The sequence below is a fragment of the Halobacterium sp. CBA1132 genome (assembly GCF_001485535.1).
GTDB lineage: Archaea > Halobacteriota > Halobacteria > Halobacteriales > Halobacteriaceae > Halobacterium.
In genome coordinates, this window is sequence record NZ_BCMZ01000001.1 from 261,807 (window position 1) to 275,215 (window position 13,409).

The 13,409-nt window shown below is 68.2% G+C and carries 13 protein-coding genes; 7 read left to right on the forward strand and 6 right to left on the reverse strand.

Annotated features, from left to right (window positions below; all coding sequences use genetic code 11):
* Nucleotides 1–32 precede the first annotated feature (32 nt).
* On the forward strand, nt 33–1,772 hold the full coding sequence (locus tag AVZ66_RS01290) for a DNA mismatch repair protein (RefSeq protein ID WP_058981014.1): 1,740 nt from the start codon (nt 33–35) through the stop codon (nt 1,770–1,772).
* Here the strand turns inward: AVZ66_RS01290 and AVZ66_RS01295 are convergent, their stop codons facing one another.
* Complete coding sequence (locus AVZ66_RS01295; protein WP_058981016.1) at nt 1,773–2,432, reverse strand: hypothetical protein; 660 nt, start codon at nt 2,430–2,432, stop codon at nt 1,773–1,775. It lies immediately after the preceding gene.
* 88 nt (nt 2,433–2,520) lie between these two features.
* Between AVZ66_RS01295 and AVZ66_RS01300 the strand changes: the two genes are divergently transcribed.
* Nucleotides 2,521–2,994 (forward strand): cupin domain-containing protein, encoded by a 474-nt coding sequence (locus AVZ66_RS01300; protein WP_058981018.1) that lies wholly within the window; start codon nt 2,521–2,523, stop codon nt 2,992–2,994.
* Between the two features lie 40 nt (nt 2,995–3,034).
* The gene (locus tag AVZ66_RS01305) at nt 3,035–3,553 is read left to right on the forward strand and encodes a CNNM domain-containing protein (protein ID WP_058981021.1); all 519 of its coding nucleotides are present in this window, start codon (nt 3,035–3,037) and stop codon (nt 3,551–3,553) included.
* A 45-nt stretch (nt 3,554–3,598) separates the two neighbouring features.
* Here the strand turns inward: AVZ66_RS01305 and AVZ66_RS01310 are convergent, their stop codons facing one another.
* The 4 genes from AVZ66_RS01310 to AVZ66_RS01325 form a co-directional block, all read right to left on the reverse strand.
* Complete coding sequence (locus AVZ66_RS01310) at nt 3,599–4,189, reverse strand: 50S ribosomal protein L15e (RefSeq protein ID WP_058981023.1); 591 nt, start codon at nt 4,187–4,189, stop codon at nt 3,599–3,601.
* Between the two features lie 162 nt (nt 4,190–4,351).
* Complete coding sequence (locus tag AVZ66_RS01315) at nt 4,352–5,335, reverse strand: restriction endonuclease (RefSeq protein ID WP_058981029.1); 984 nt, start codon at nt 5,333–5,335, stop codon at nt 4,352–4,354.
* Between the two features lie 79 nt (nt 5,336–5,414).
* Entirely contained in the window at nt 5,415–7,127 is a 1,713-nt protein-coding gene (locus AVZ66_RS01320) for a hypothetical protein (protein WP_058981031.1), read from the reverse strand.
* Nucleotides 7,128–7,344: 217 nt separating this feature from the next.
* Nucleotides 7,345–8,253 carry a serine/threonine-protein kinase RIO2 gene (locus AVZ66_RS01325; protein ID WP_058981033.1) on the reverse strand — a complete coding sequence of 303 codons (909 nt, stop codon included), beginning with the start codon at nt 8,251–8,253 and terminating at the stop codon, nt 7,345–7,347.
* 350 nt (nt 8,254–8,603) lie between these two features.
* On the opposite strand from AVZ66_RS01325, the gene AVZ66_RS01330 reads away from it, so the two are divergent.
* Complete coding sequence (locus AVZ66_RS01330; protein ID WP_058981035.1) at nt 8,604–9,404, forward strand: biotin/lipoate A/B protein ligase family protein; 801 nt, start codon at nt 8,604–8,606, stop codon at nt 9,402–9,404.
* On the opposite strand, the gene AVZ66_RS01335 is transcribed toward AVZ66_RS01330, so the two are convergent.
* The gene (locus AVZ66_RS01335) at nt 9,401–9,934 is read right to left on the reverse strand and encodes a redoxin domain-containing protein (RefSeq protein ID WP_058981037.1); all 534 of its coding nucleotides are present in this window, start codon (nt 9,932–9,934) and stop codon (nt 9,401–9,403) included. The two genes, AVZ66_RS01330 and AVZ66_RS01335, sit on opposite strands and share 4 nt — an antisense overlap.
* A 79-nt stretch (nt 9,935–10,013) precedes the next feature.
* Here AVZ66_RS01335 and AVZ66_RS01340 point away from each other — a divergent pair, with 79 nt between their 5' ends.
* From AVZ66_RS01340 to AVZ66_RS01350, 3 genes are all read left to right on the forward strand, one after another.
* Nucleotides 10,014–10,850 (forward strand): deoxyribonuclease IV, encoded by an 837-nt coding sequence (locus AVZ66_RS01340; RefSeq protein WP_058981038.1) that lies wholly within the window; start codon nt 10,014–10,016, stop codon nt 10,848–10,850.
* A gap of 137 nt (nt 10,851–10,987) precedes the next feature.
* Complete coding sequence (locus tag AVZ66_RS01345; protein WP_058981040.1) at nt 10,988–11,782, forward strand: methyltransferase domain-containing protein; 795 nt, start codon at nt 10,988–10,990, stop codon at nt 11,780–11,782.
* A 68-nt stretch (nt 11,783–11,850) separates the two neighbouring features.
* Nucleotides 11,851–12,942 carry an aminopeptidase gene (locus AVZ66_RS01350; RefSeq protein ID WP_058981042.1) on the forward strand — a complete coding sequence of 364 codons (1,092 nt, stop codon included), beginning with the start codon at nt 11,851–11,853 and terminating at the stop codon, nt 12,940–12,942.
* Nucleotides 12,943–13,409: the final 467 nt, after the last annotated feature.

The following is a 13,409-nucleotide window of genomic DNA, read 5'->3' on the forward strand; positions in this document are numbered from 1 at the left end:
CGCTTTACCCCCGTGGTCGCCCACTCGCAGGTATGCGATTAGAGGAGTACTGGGGGGTCGGCCCGAAGACCGCCGACAAACTGGAGACCGAACTCGGCGTCCCCGACGCTATTGACGCCATCGAGTCCGCGAACGTCCGCGCGCTCGTGGACGCCGGCATCTCGCGGGGTCGCGCCACGCGCATCCTGCGCCGCGCGAACGGCGGGGAGGGGATGGACGCGCTCGCGACCGACGACGCTCGCGCCGTCTACAAGGAACTGGTCGCGCTCGCCGCCGACTACGCCGTCACGCCCGGGGCAGCGGACCGAATCCGCGTGCGCACGCCGCTGACCGACCGCGACGCGATGCGCGAGCGCCTCGACGACGTGGAGGCCGCCCGCGAGACGTGGGCGCGCCTCGGCGGCGAGACAAAGCAAGCCGTCCTCGACACGTTCGACGCCCACGACGACGCCGGCGACACGCAGCGCGCGGCAGTCGACACCGCGCTCGGTCTGCAGGACGCCCTCGACGGCGACGGTGGCGCGTTCGCCGCAGTCACGACGCTCGACCGCGACGCGCTCGAGGACGCCGCCGAGGCGCTGCGCCACCTCACTGGCGACGGGGTCGCCGCGGGCGCGGACGCGAAGCTCGACCGGCTCCGGGAGCGCGCCGGCGACCTCGAACGCCTCGAACGCGACACCTTCGACGTGCTCGAAGACGTGCGCTCGCAGGGCGTCGAGGGCACCGACGAGTTCCGCGAGGCGTTCGTCCAGTACGTCGCCAGCGAGGCCGGCGTCGAACCCCGTCGCGTGCGGAACGCGATGGCTGCGGACGCCGCCGACGCCGCGGATTTCGTGAGTACGACGCTCCGAACGCTCGCCGACGACGTGCGTGAGGACGCCGACGACCGCGAGGACGAGGTCGCCGCGGAGCTCCGCGGAGCCATCTCGAACGCGCGCGAGGAGGTCGACGCCGCAGTAGCTGCTGTCAGCGACCTCGCGGTCGACGTCTCGCTGGCGCGGTTCGCGGAGGCCCACGACCTCACCCGTCCCGAGTTCGTGGAGGAAGACGCTATCGCCGTCGAGAACGCCCGGAACCTCTCGCTGGCCGCCGACGGGGACGTCCAGCCAGTGACGTACGCCGTCGGCGACCACAGTCTCGCCGACCCGCCGACGGGCGACCGCGTGACCGTGCTCACGGGCGCGAACTCCGGCGGGAAGACGACGCTGCTGGAGACGCTCTGCCAGGTCGCCGTGCTCGCCGCGATGGGGCTGCCGGTGCCCGCCGACCGCGCGGAACTCGGCGCCGTCGACGCCATCGTCTTCCACCGCCGACACGCGTCGTTCAACGCCGGCGTGCTGGAAGCGACGCTGAACTCCGTCGTGCCGCCGCTCACTGAGGGCGACCGCACGCTCATGCTCGTCGACGAGTTCGAAGCCATCACCGAACCCGGCAGCGCCGCCGACCTCCTCCACGGCCTCGTCACGCTCACCGTCGACGAGCAGGCGCTGGGCGTGTTCGTCACGCACCTCGCTGACGACCTCGAACCGCTGCCCGATGTCGCGCGCACCGACGGCATCTTCGCGGAGGGACTGAGTCAGGATCTCGACTTGCTCGTGGACTACCAGCCCCGCTTCGGCACCGTCGGGAAGTCCACGCCGGAGTTCATCGTCTCCCGGCTCGTCGCCGACGCCGGCGACCGCGCCGAACGCGCCGGCTACGAGACGCTCGCGCGCGCCGTCGGCGAGGAAGCCGTCCAGCGCACGCTCGCGGACGCCGAGTGGACGGAGTAGCTACACGCGACCGGCGAGCGGGCCGACGCTCCCGTACTTGGCCTGCCAGTACCAGATGAGCGGGACGCCCACAGCAGTCGGCCACAGCCACGCGACCACCGAGGGGACCGACTGGAGGTTCACGACGGACACCGCGGTGACGGTGGCGATGTACGCGCCCACCATCCGCGAGAGGTGATTCACCAGCCACGCGCGGTCCGCGCCCGCCGCGAACGCCCGCAGGTCCGCGACGCCGAGCGCCAGCCCGATTGCCCCGAACACCGCCATCACGACGCCGAACGTGTCGCCGCTCGTGAGCACGACCAACCCCCACGCGCCGAGCGCGAGGCACGCCCCCGCGACGGTGACTGCGGCGCCCCAGTCCGCGGTGGTCGGCTCGTCGTCCGGCCGCTTTCGAGCGAGGGCGCGGTAGCCCGAGAACGCGAAGTAGCCGCTGAACACGGCGACCAGCAGGAGGAACGTCCGGAAAAAGGACTGCTCGAACGCGAACAGCGGCACGACTGTCGCGACGACGACGGCCATCGCGCCGACGTAGCCGCGTCCAGCGCGCCGGTGGCGTCGCCCGCCCTTCTCGGTCGCGAGTGCCACGCCACCCGCGACCAGCGCGAGCACGCCCGCTCCGATGTGGGTCCAGAGGACTGCTGTCTCGACAGATGTCACGTCTGCACCATGTCGGGCGACACACATAACTGCTCGGCGCAGCGCCGCCTGCCGTACTTCTTTGTTCGGCTCGCCCGTCGGTGGCGTCATGCCCGTCGTGAACGAACGCGACCTCGACTGGACCGAGACCGACGAGGGCGACGCGCGCTTCCGCCGCAAGCGCCTCAGCCGCGCCGCCGACGGCGAGGAACTCGGCTGTAGTCTCTACGAACTCCCCGCCGGCGAGAAGTCGTGGCCGTACCACTACCACACCGGCAACGAGGAGGCGCTGTACGTACTCGCCGGTGAGGGCGTCCTGCTCTGCGAGGACGGCGACCGCGCGCTCGAACCCGGCGACTACGCCGCGTTCCCCGCCGGCGAGTCGGGCGGACACCGGGTCGTCAACGACACCGACGGCCCGCTACGCTACCTCGCCGTCTCCACGATGCGCGACCCGGACATCACCGTCTACCCCGAATCCGGGAAAATCGGCGTGTACGCCGGGTCGCCACCGGGCGGGTCGGGCGAGCGCGACGTCCACGGCTACTACGACCGCGACGCCACCGTCGACTACTGGGCGTAGCGACCCTACACCTTAGTGGCTGGTCGCCGTCGCTGGTTCCATGCCACTGGACCTCTCTGTCGTCCCGTCGCTGGTCGCTGTCGTCGTCCTGCTGGCGGCGTCGGCGTTCTTCTCCAGCACCGAGATTGCGCTGTTCTCGCTGACCCCCGAGCGCCTCGACGCGCTCGCCGCCGACGACGAGCGCGGCCCCGAACTGAAGCGCCTCCGCGACGACCCACACCGGCTGCTGGTGACGATTCTCGTCGGGAACAACGTCGTCAACATCGCTATCTCCTCCATCCTCACAGTGCTGCTAGTCACCTACCTGCCGCCGGAACTCGCAGTCGTCGGGACGACGCTCGTCGCCACGTCGCTCGTGCTCGTCTGCGGGGAGATTCTCCCGAAGTCGTGGGGGCTGGCGAACGCCGAATCGTGGGCGCTGACCAGCGCGCGCCCCCTCAAGTACGTCGCGCTCGCGCTGTGGCCGCTGGTCGCGTTCTTCGACGTGCTTACGCGCCGCCTCGCCGGCGCGACCGGCGGCAGCCCCGACATCGAACAGGAACTGCTCGAGGAGGACTGACGGCGCTACCGCTGAGCGGCGAGAAAGAACGGAAAAGGTGGGGCGTTACGACTTCCGGCGCTTGCCGGCGTTCGTGCTCGGGCGCAGGTGCTCGGTGCCCTTGCCGCGGTTCTGGAGGCCGCGAGCGCGCTGCCCGGCGCTGGTCTTCCCGTGGAAGACGCGACCCTGCTGGCTGTCGTCGCAGATCCAGTTCAGGTCGTCGTCGTTCTCGATTGCGCCGTGCTCGGGGTCCAGGAGAATCGCTTCGAACCACTTCTGGGAGCCGTCCTCGCCGACCCAGTAGGAGTTCAGCACGCGGAGGTTGACGTACTTCTTCGACGCACGCTCCTCGGCGATGCTCTGGAGGTTCTTCGCGCGACCGATGCGGTTGACGCCCTGCCGCTTCGTGCGGCGCCCAGCCTTGAACCGGGACTTCCGGGCGGTGCCCTTCCGGACGCTGACCCGCGCCACGACGACGCCCTGCTTGGCCTTGTAGCCGAGTTCGCGGGCCTTGTCGAGGCGGGTCGGGTGGTCGACGCGGACGATGGCGCCCTGCTTGCGCCAGTCCTGCTTGCGCTGCCACTGGAGCTCGGCGAGCTTCCCGTCGTCGGGGTCCCGCCAGGCTTCCTTGATGTGGGAGTAGAAGCTTCGTGTCATTGTGTTGTCCGCGGGCGTTGCGTGGTTCAACCGGCGAGACGCGTGGCGTCTCGGTGGTCACATCCCGTCCTGACATCCGTCAGGAGCCCGCTGGAGCCCGCTCGCCAGCGAGTTACCCGAGTTTCGTCGTGGCGGGGGTTAAGAACTTCGAATCCGCGCCGGTCACTCGACGCCGAACGTCAGCTCCGCGCGCTCGAAGCGCAGGCCGGGGCCGTCCGGCCGTTCGACGAGCGTCGCGCCGTCGAAGTCCTCGGGCACGGAGAACACGACGAGCATGCTCCCCGACTCGCCGGGCGCCGCCGTCACCGCCGACATCTGCGCGCGGAACTGCTGGCTGGCGTTTTCGAAGCGCTGGTGGCCGTAGTTCGTGCCGTTGACCGACAGCGCGAAGTTTTGGTTCCGCACGACCAGTTGGGAGTCGCCCGCGGTCACGTTCAACTGGACGACGACGAACGTCTCGCCGTCGTTCGGCCGGTACGTGTTGTTCGCGGTCTCTAACTCGTCCTGCACGCGGGCGTCCCACTTCGCGGTCGCCGTGGTGTTCTCGTCGGCGGCCATCGAGAACGCCGTAATCGCGGGACCAGCGTCGCCACCGCCACCGCCGCCGACGAACGGCACGAACCCGAGCAGCGTCGGCCCCGCGAACACGGCCGCGACCACGACCACGACCGCGACCACGATGGGGACGACGGGGATGCCGCTCGGCACGCCGCCCGGAAGCGGGATACTCGGAACACTGTCGAGCAGCGACCCGCCGTCGCCGTCGCCGTCGGTGAACTCCTCGACGAGGTCCTCGGCGTTCTCGTCACGGACCGACGACGCCAGTTCGTTCGGGTCGAGGAGGTGGACGTCGCCCGCTTCCGCCGCGCTCCGCGCGCCTGTGGTGAATCGGCCGCGGGTCGCCATCACGCGCACGTCTACGCCCTTCTTGTCGCAGAACGCCGCGAAGTCCTCGACTTCCGAGGCGCCGATTTCCGTGTCCTCGTCGGGCCGAACGCCGATGAGCCCGCGCTTGCCGTTGTCCTTGTCGCCGCCGACGAGGTACGTGCCGTCGTCGTTCTCCGTCACGGACGTCGACCAGCCCTTCTCCGTCCAGAACGCCGCGAGGAAGTTCGGAAACGCCGACGCCGGCATCTCCTCGAACATCACGCACCCCTCCCGGTCGGACGCGTACTCTGTCCCGTCATGCAGTCCCCAGGTCTACCCATATCACCATGGCGCCCCCTCATAAACGGTCGGGTCCGCGGCGCGCCGCCAACAACAGCGCGGCAGCGACCGCGACGAGCGTGGTTACGGGCGACAGCGGCACGAACCCGCCCGACCCGCCGCCGTTGTTTGCGACTGGCGCCAGCGGCTCCTCGTCGTTCACGTGCAGCGTCACTGTCGTCGACGTGGGCTGTGCTGTTGTCTGCGTGGTGTTCGTCGTGGTCGTGTTCGGTTCCGTCACCGTCGATTCGACGAGCGCCGTCCCAGAAACCGGCGAACCAGCTGTCTCGTAGACTGGGTCGTCGGCGTCCAACTGCCCGTTCTCGTTCGCGTCCACGATTGCGGTCGCGGTCACGTTCGTCGGGCCGGTAAGCGACGTGTTCAATTGGACGTCGACGCTGCCGTTGGTCATCTGCGGGAGCGAGCCGGTGGTGCCGACCGTCTCGTTGTTCGCGGTCAACCGCAGGAACCCGCCCCGGGAGAGCGTCAGGCGCTCGACGGTCACCGTGCCGTTGTCGACGACCTGGGCGGGGAACAAAAGCGACGCCTTCGCCGCGGTCAGCCGGACTGTCGTCCGGGTTTCGCTCTCGTAGTTCTGCACCCACAGCGGGAATTGTGCCGGCCGCTCGGCGTTCGAGAAGTCCAGCGTCGTTCCGAACGCCCCGCTCTGACCGACCTGTACGTTGTCCTGCCAGATGCGCGGCGGCTCCCCGTCCTCGTGGAGCGCGCGCACGTTCAGCGTCGTCCCCGGGAGGAGATTCGTCTCCCCCGAAATCGCCATCTGGTCGCCGTTCCACGGCGCGAGCGTGTACCCGGGGTCGGCACTGATTCGAACGGACGGCTCGACGAGCGTCACGCGCTCCGTGAGCAGCGTCTGGCTCTCAGAGAAGAGCGGATTCCGGGTCTCGTTGACCGACAGCTCGAACTCGTAGGTGTGGTTCGAGCCGCTCCCGAGTTCGATGCCGCTCGTGTCCCAGAGCACGGCCAGCCGACCGTCACCACTGCCTCCGAAGCTCGCGGACGCGCGCAAGTCCTCTACCGTGTACGTCTCCGCTCGCGTGTTCGGCTCGGGGTCGAGTTCCTCGACGCGCACTTCGAACCCCTCGCCCGCCAGCGCGCCGAGGGTCGCGTCCCCGCCGAACGGGGCGCCGATGCCGCTGTCGTTCTCCTCGAACACGAACGCCGCGTAGTCGCCCACCACGACGTTGTCGTTGCCGCGGCCGATTTCGGCGTGCGTCTGGACGGCGCCGAGCGCGTTCCCGCCGCCGTCGCCCTCGAAGTAGTCGCCGCGGAGCGCGCCGGTCTCTCCCGTCACCTCGCCGTTCGGGAGCACCGTCAACGTCCCGTACGCTTCGACCTGCCCGTCGATGGTCACCTTGAGGTCGTACTCGCCCGGCTGGATGGCCTCGTCCAGCGGCGGCCCCTTCAGGTCCGGCGCTCCGCCGGAGATGAACTCGCCTGCCGTCTCGCCGTCGGAGCGGTACGTGTCGAACTCGATTGTACTCGTCCCGCCGCCGCCGAAGCCGACGAGCACTTCGAAGCCGCCGCCGGAGATGGTGAGGTTCGCGGGGCTGGAGTGGCTGACACTGATGCTGACTGTCTCCCCCCGAGTCACGGTGTAGTCCCCGACGGAAGCCGACTCCTGCTGGGCCGCGACCGGAGCGACGCCTGCGAGGGCGGCGGCGACCAACACGAGCGCGGCGACGACGGGGACGAAGCGGGTGCGTTCCATAGCCGATTGCAGTTCGCCTTTCCCTTCCGCGCGGCCGTATAAATACAGTAGGGTGTCGCGTTAGCGACTGGACACGTTCTCGGCCATTCGTCTACGCACTTGCACCGCGAAACGACGGATTCTATATCGCAATATGTGATTTATTAGTGGGCCAGTGGAGAGTACAGCCGCTGACGGACGAGTGCAGGCAACGGAGAATCTGTGCGCGAGCGACGCGCTACTCGGAGAAATCGGTGACGGAGCCGAACGTGCCGTCCGCGACGGCGTCTGCGACCCCTCGCTCGTCGATTTCGGGGACGTCACTCGGGTACTTCTGCCGGAAGTAGCCGACGATGTTCCCGATGTCGCGGTCCAACAGCTCGCGCGCGTTCTCGTGGTCGCTCGGGGTGGCCTGCGGCCAGTCGAACAGCGTCACGCCGTCCTCGCTGACGAAGACGTTGTACTCGCTGATGTCCGCGTGGACGTAGCCCGCCTCATAGGCGGTCGCCATCTCCCGGAGCACCAGGTCGAGGACGCCGCTCGCCTGCTCGGGTTCCAGTTCCGCGCGCGAGAGCTCCACGCCGTCGATGCGCTCCATCACGATGGCGTGGCGGTTCTGGTCGACCGGCCGCGGGACGTTCACGTCCGGGTACAGCGTCTCTAAGGCGTCGTACTCACGCTCGGCGGCCTTCCGCGCGGTGTACTGCCACGACGTGTGCTCCTTGTCGCTGGTGTAGTCGCGGCCGCGGTGGACCTCCCGGAACTGGGTGTACCCCTCGCGGTGGAACTTCAGCGCCATCGGGCGGAACGACTGCACCTCGTAGACGTCGCTCTCCTTGCCGACGCCGAGCGGCGACCCGAATCCCTCGACGGTGTCGCGCTCGGCGAACGCGTGCAGCGCGAGCGCGTCGTAGCCCGCGAACGTGAGTTGGACGCCCTCGTACTGGATGGTCTTCCGTTCGAGGAACTCCAGGTCGAGCATCCTGTCGAGCCGGTAGTCGACTTCCTCCTGTGTCAACCGGGAGAACTCCGGGAGCTTCTCGCGGCTGACCCACTCGGAGAACCGCATTCCGTGTTCGACCCCGGAGAGCAGGTGGAAGTCCTCCGGGTCGAGGTCCGCCATCTCGGCGGCGACGTTCCGAACCATTCACGCGAATCTAGCGGACCGGCGGGTAAAAGCTACGCGGCGCGCGGCGACGCCGTGAAATCCGCGCTGCAGGAGCAATCGACGTGGTAGCGTGGGCGGCCCCGCCTGAATTTTGATAGAAATCAGCGATTCGGCGGCGCTGTGGCTGTCTCTGGCCGATATTCCCTGTTCTACGAAAATGTGACCGTACACCCGATAAATCTCATGCCACGATATAGAAATCGCATGTTGCGGTCGTTCGCGCCTCCAGTCCGGCCACGGATTGCCGCGCCGCTCGGCGCGCTCGATGGACGCAGCCGAGCGGAACCGCAGACGCACGGCTTTTTGCCGGTGGCCGCGAACCGCGTGGTATGACGCTGGCCGACCGCGAGTGGCGCCTGATTCTCGAGGAAGCCCGCGACGGGCCGATGCAGATGGCACTAGAGGAGGTCGCTGCGGAGACTGCCGCAAACGGCGGCCCGCGAACGGTCCGCGCGTACCAGTGGTCGCCATCGACGCTCTCGATGGGGTACCGGCAGGACGCCGCGTCCGTCGACTGGGAGTTCGCCGAGCGCGAGGGCGTCGCAGTGACGCGCCGGCAGACCGGCGGCGGCGGCATCTACCACGACGAGCACGCCGACATCTCCTACAGCATCGTCGCGCCCGCCGACGAACTCCCCGGCGACCTGATGGACTGCTACGAGGTGCTCTGCGAGCCGATTCTGTCGGCGTTCCACGCGATGGGCGTCGACGCCGACTTCGTCCCCGAGAAACATCCCGCGATTCACGAGCCCGCGTGCTACCTGCGCGCGCTCCACCCAGCCCACGACATCGCGGTCGACGGCCGGAAAATCAGCGGGAACGCCCAGTACCGCACCCGCGACGCGGTCATCCAGCACGGGTCGCTGTCCTACGACCACGCGACCGACAACCACCTCGGCGTGTTCGCGGACCCCGGAATCGACGACCAGCGGTTCCGCGAGCGCGTCACGAGCATCCGCGAGGAATCCGGAATCAGTCGAGGAGATGCAGTTTCCGCGCTGGAGGACGCGCTCGCGGAGTGGTGTGACGCGTCCGTCGGCGAGTGGACCGACGACGAACTCGCAGCTGCCCGCGAACTCGCCGACGAGAAGTACGCGACTGATGACTGGACCCGGGAGCGGACTGCTTAGCTGAACCCGAACGTCTCCGTCTCGCTGCCGACGTGTTCCTCGACGGCTTCCCGAATCTCGGCCAGCGGCGGCTGGTCGCGCGTCGGGTCGAGTGGGTGTTCGCCGACCCAGCGGTACTGCACGATGCCGTCCGTGTCCACGAGGAAGACGGAGCGCTTCGAGCGCGGGAACAGTTTCATCGCGCGGTACGTGACGCCGAACGCGTCCGAGATGTCGAGGTCGGTGTCGGCGTACAGCGGGAAGTCGATGTCGAGGTAGCCGATGAACTGCCGGTGGGTCGCCACGCGGGACTTGCTTGCGCCGACGACGCGCACGTCCTCCGTGGACGTGAACCAGCCGTAGTCGCGGAACGAACACCACTCGGTCACGCAGTCCGGGCTGAAGTCGTTCGTGTAGAAGACGACCAGCACGGGCCGGTCGGCGTACAACTCCGCTAGGGGCGTGTCCTCGACGCTGTCGTCCGGATGGACTAGCGGCGCCGTCACGTCTGGAACCTGGTCGCCGACGTCGAGTGCTTCCCCCGAAGCCATACCGTCACGAGCGCGCTCGGCGGGCAAAGGTGTTGCGACGGTTCGAAGCCTCTTTGCCCCCCGCGGCGAACGACAGCGTATGCGAGTAGGTGCACACGTCTCTATCGCGGGCGGCGTCGACAACGCCGTCGAGAACGAACTGGCCGTCGGCGGGAACTGCGGGCAGATTTTCACGCACTCGCCGCAGGTCTGGCAGGACCCGAACGTCGGCGACGACGAAGCCGCGGCGTTCCGCGAGGGAACGGACGAGCATCTGGACGGCCCGTGGGTCATCCACTCGTCGTATCTGGTGAACCTCTGCACGCCCAAAGCCGACCTCCGCGAGAAGTCCGTCGACAGCATGCAGAAGGAGGTCGACGCCGCGGACAAACTCGGCATCGAGTACGTCAACGTCCACCTCGGCGCGCACACCGGCGCGGGCGTCCAGCAGGGCCTCGACAACGCCGTCAGCGCGCTCGACGAACTCGACATTCCCGAGGATGTCACCGTGCTCGTGGAGAGCGACGCGGGCTCGGGCACGAAGCTCGGCGGGGACTTCGAGCACCTCGCGCACGTCCTCGACGAGTCGAGCCACGACCTCGGCGTCTGCGTCGACACCGCGCACGCGTTCGCCGCGGGCTACGATCTCTCGACGCCCGAGGCCGTCGCAGAGGCGCTCGCAGAGTTCGACGACGTCGTCGGCTTCGAGCACCTCCACTGCGTCCACCTCAACGACTCGAAACACGACTGCGGCACGAACAAGGACGAACACGCCCACATCGGCGAAGGACTCATCGGCGAGGACGGCATGGACGCGTTCGTCAATCACGACGCTATCACGGACGTGCCGCTCGTGCTGGAGACGCCCCACGAGGACGGCCGCGGCTTCGAGTGGAACATCCAGAAGGTGCGGGAACTGCGTGGCCGAGCGGAGTGAGGCCACGTTCACGCGAACGGTGAGTGAGACGAACCGCGAGCTGCGAGAGTCGTAGACTCTCGGGAGCCGTGAACCGCGAGTGAGGGGACAGCGCTCGGACCCCGCCGCTTTTGCCGACCCCGGTTTTCAGTGGAGGTGTGCGCCGATTCAGCGCCGACTACCTCGAGGAGACGCGCCGCGGGATGTGGGCCGAGCGCGACGCGCTGGACGCGCTCCGACTGAGCAGCCGCGAGCGCATTCTCGACGTGGGCTGTGGCACGGGCGAACTCACCGCCGTGTTCCGCGAGGAGTCCAGCGCCGAGGTGCTCGCGCTCGACGCCGACCCGGACCTGCTCGGGCACGTCGACGCCGACGAGCGCCTCCGCGGCGACGCGACGCGGCTGCCGTTCCGCGACGGCGTCTGCGACCTCGTGGCGTGTCAGGCGCTGCTCATCAACCTCCCAGACCCCGTGGCCGCCGTGCGGGAGTTCTCGCGGGTGTCTTCGGACCTCGTGGCGGCGGTCGAACCGAACAACGCCGCCGTCACCGTCGAGTCGACGGTAGCGAGCGAACCGCCGCTCGCGGCGCGCGCCCGTGAAGCGTACCTCGAGGGCGTGGACACGGACGTCTCGCTGGGCGCAGACGCCGCGGACTGCTTCGAAGCCGCCGGACTCGTCGACGTCTCGACGACGCAGTACGACCACGTGCAGGACGTCCAGCCGCCGTACGACGAGGGCGCACTGGAAGCTGCCGCCCGGAAGGCGACCGGCGAACGGCTCGCCGACCAGCAGCCGACGCTCGCGGCAGGCGGGCTCTCCTCGGACGCCTACGACGCGCTGCGCGCGGAGTGGCGCGAGATGGGCCGCGAAGTCGTCGCGCAGATGCGCGAGAACGACTACGAGCGCGTCGAGACCGTTCCGTTCTACGTCACGGTCGGTCGCGTTCCCGAGTAACCGCCCACGAACTGCGGTGGTTTTCCGCTTCTCCGGAGTTTATTCGTGGCGCCGCCGACTCACTCGGTATGGACGACAGAGTCCGCCGCCACGCCGAAGTCCTCGTCGAGGACTGCACCGAGATTCAGCCCGGAGACATGGTGCAGGTGCGCGCGTCGAGGGAGGCAGAAGCCCTCGTCGTCGCGCTGTACGAGAAACTCGGAGAAATCGGCGCGCGACCCTCGCTGCACTGGGGGCTGGCGCGCGCCAGTCGCGCGTACAACCGCGCGATGGACGCCGACGACTACGAGACGAAAGCGCACGAACTCGCCGCGATGGAGGAGACTGACGCCGTCTTCCTGATTGGCGGCGGCGGGAACGCCTTCGAAACCAGCGACGTTCCTCCCGAGAAGTCACAGGCCGCGAGCCGCGCACACGGCCCGATTCTCGAAGAACGGCTCGGCACGCGCTGGGTCATCACCCAGCATCCGACGCCCGCCGACGCACAGAAGGCCGAGATGAGCACGGCGGCCTACGAGAACTTCGTCTACGAGGCCGTCAACAAGGACTGGGACGCACAGCGCGAGTTCCAGTCTCAACTCGTCGAGATTCTCGACCCCGCCGACGAGGTCCGCGTCGTCTCCGGGGACACCACTGATGTCACGATGAGCGTCGCGGGGATGGACGCGGCCAACGACTGGGGCACGAAGAACATGCCCGCTGGCGAGGTGTTCACGTGCCCGGTGCCGGACAGCGTCGAGGGCGAAGTTCTCTTCGACAAGCCGCTCATCCGGCAGGGCAAGGAAATCACGGACGCGTGGCTGCAGTTCGAGGACGGCGAGGTCGTGGACTTCGCTGCGGGGCAGAACGAAGCCGCGCTCGAAGGCATTCTCGAAACGGACGAGGGGTCGCGTCGCCTCGGCGAACTCGGCATCGGGATGAACCGCGACATCGACCGGTTCACGTACAACATGCTGTTCGACGAGAAGATGGGCGACACCGTCCACATGGCCGTCGGCGGCGCAATCGCGGAGTGCGTGCCCGAGGACCAGACGTTCAACGAGTCCGCTACCCACGTCGACATGATCGTGGACATGAGCGAGGACTCGTTCATCGAAATCGACGGCGAAATCGTGCAGCGCGACGGGACGTTCAGATTCGAGGACGGGTTCGAGGCGTAGCGGCCTTTTTAGCGTAGATTTTTGCGGTGCGAACGGAGTGAGCGCCGCAAAAAGGTACGACTGGGACGTTCAGATTCGAGGACGGGTTCGAAGCGTAGCGGCCTTTTTAGCGTAGATTTTTGCGGTGCGAACGGAGTGAGCGCCGCAAAAAGGTACGACTGGGACGTTCAGATTCGAGGACGGGTTCGAAGGATAGCGCGGTTCGGAGCGAGCACAGCGAGCGAGAACCGCGGAAATAGCGAGCGGGGAGGAACGACCCGCGAGCCTGCAGTAGCGTAGCTCGGAGCGAGCGCGGTTCGGAACGAACGGAGTGAGTGAGAACCACGGGCAGCCGAACGGCGAACGAAGTGAGCCGTGAGGACGGCTTCGAGGACCAGTAATCGCCGAATGCAGTTTCGCTTTGCGTCTGGGGCTAGCAGGCGGCGCCGCGTTCCGACCGGGACTGCCGCGCTCCCGCCTCCCCCGGC

Coding starts and splice junctions, on each gene's coding strand:
- AVZ66_RS01290 (WP_058981014.1), top strand. CDS start 33: ATGCGATTAGAGGAGTACTGGGGGGTCGGCCCGAAGACCGCCGACAAA.
- AVZ66_RS01300 (WP_058981018.1), top strand. CDS start 2,521: ATGCCCGTCGTGAACGAACGCGACCTCGACTGGACCGAGACCGACGAG.
- AVZ66_RS01305 (WP_058981021.1), top strand. CDS start 3,035: ATGCCACTGGACCTCTCTGTCGTCCCGTCGCTGGTCGCTGTCGTCGTC.
- AVZ66_RS01310 (WP_058981023.1), bottom strand. CDS start 4,189: ATGACACGAAGCTTCTACTCCCACATCAAGGAAGCCTGGCGGGACCCC.
- AVZ66_RS01315 (WP_058981029.1), bottom strand. CDS start 5,335: ATGTTCGAGGAGATGCCGGCGTCGGCGTTTCCGAACTTCCTCGCGGCG.
- AVZ66_RS01320 (WP_058981031.1), bottom strand. CDS start 7,127: ATGGAACGCACCCGCTTCGTCCCCGTCGTCGCCGCGCTCGTGTTGGTC.
- AVZ66_RS01325 (WP_058981033.1), bottom strand. CDS start 8,253: ATGGTTCGGAACGTCGCCGCCGAGATGGCGGACCTCGACCCGGAGGAC.
- AVZ66_RS01330 (WP_058981035.1), top strand. CDS start 8,604: ATGACGCTGGCCGACCGCGAGTGGCGCCTGATTCTCGAGGAAGCCCGC.
- AVZ66_RS01335 (WP_058981037.1), bottom strand. CDS start 9,934: ATGGCTTCGGGGGAAGCACTCGACGTCGGCGACCAGGTTCCAGACGTG.
- AVZ66_RS01340 (WP_058981038.1), top strand. CDS start 10,014: ATGCGAGTAGGTGCACACGTCTCTATCGCGGGCGGCGTCGACAACGCC.
- AVZ66_RS01350 (WP_058981042.1), top strand. CDS start 11,851: ATGGACGACAGAGTCCGCCGCCACGCCGAAGTCCTCGTCGAGGACTGC.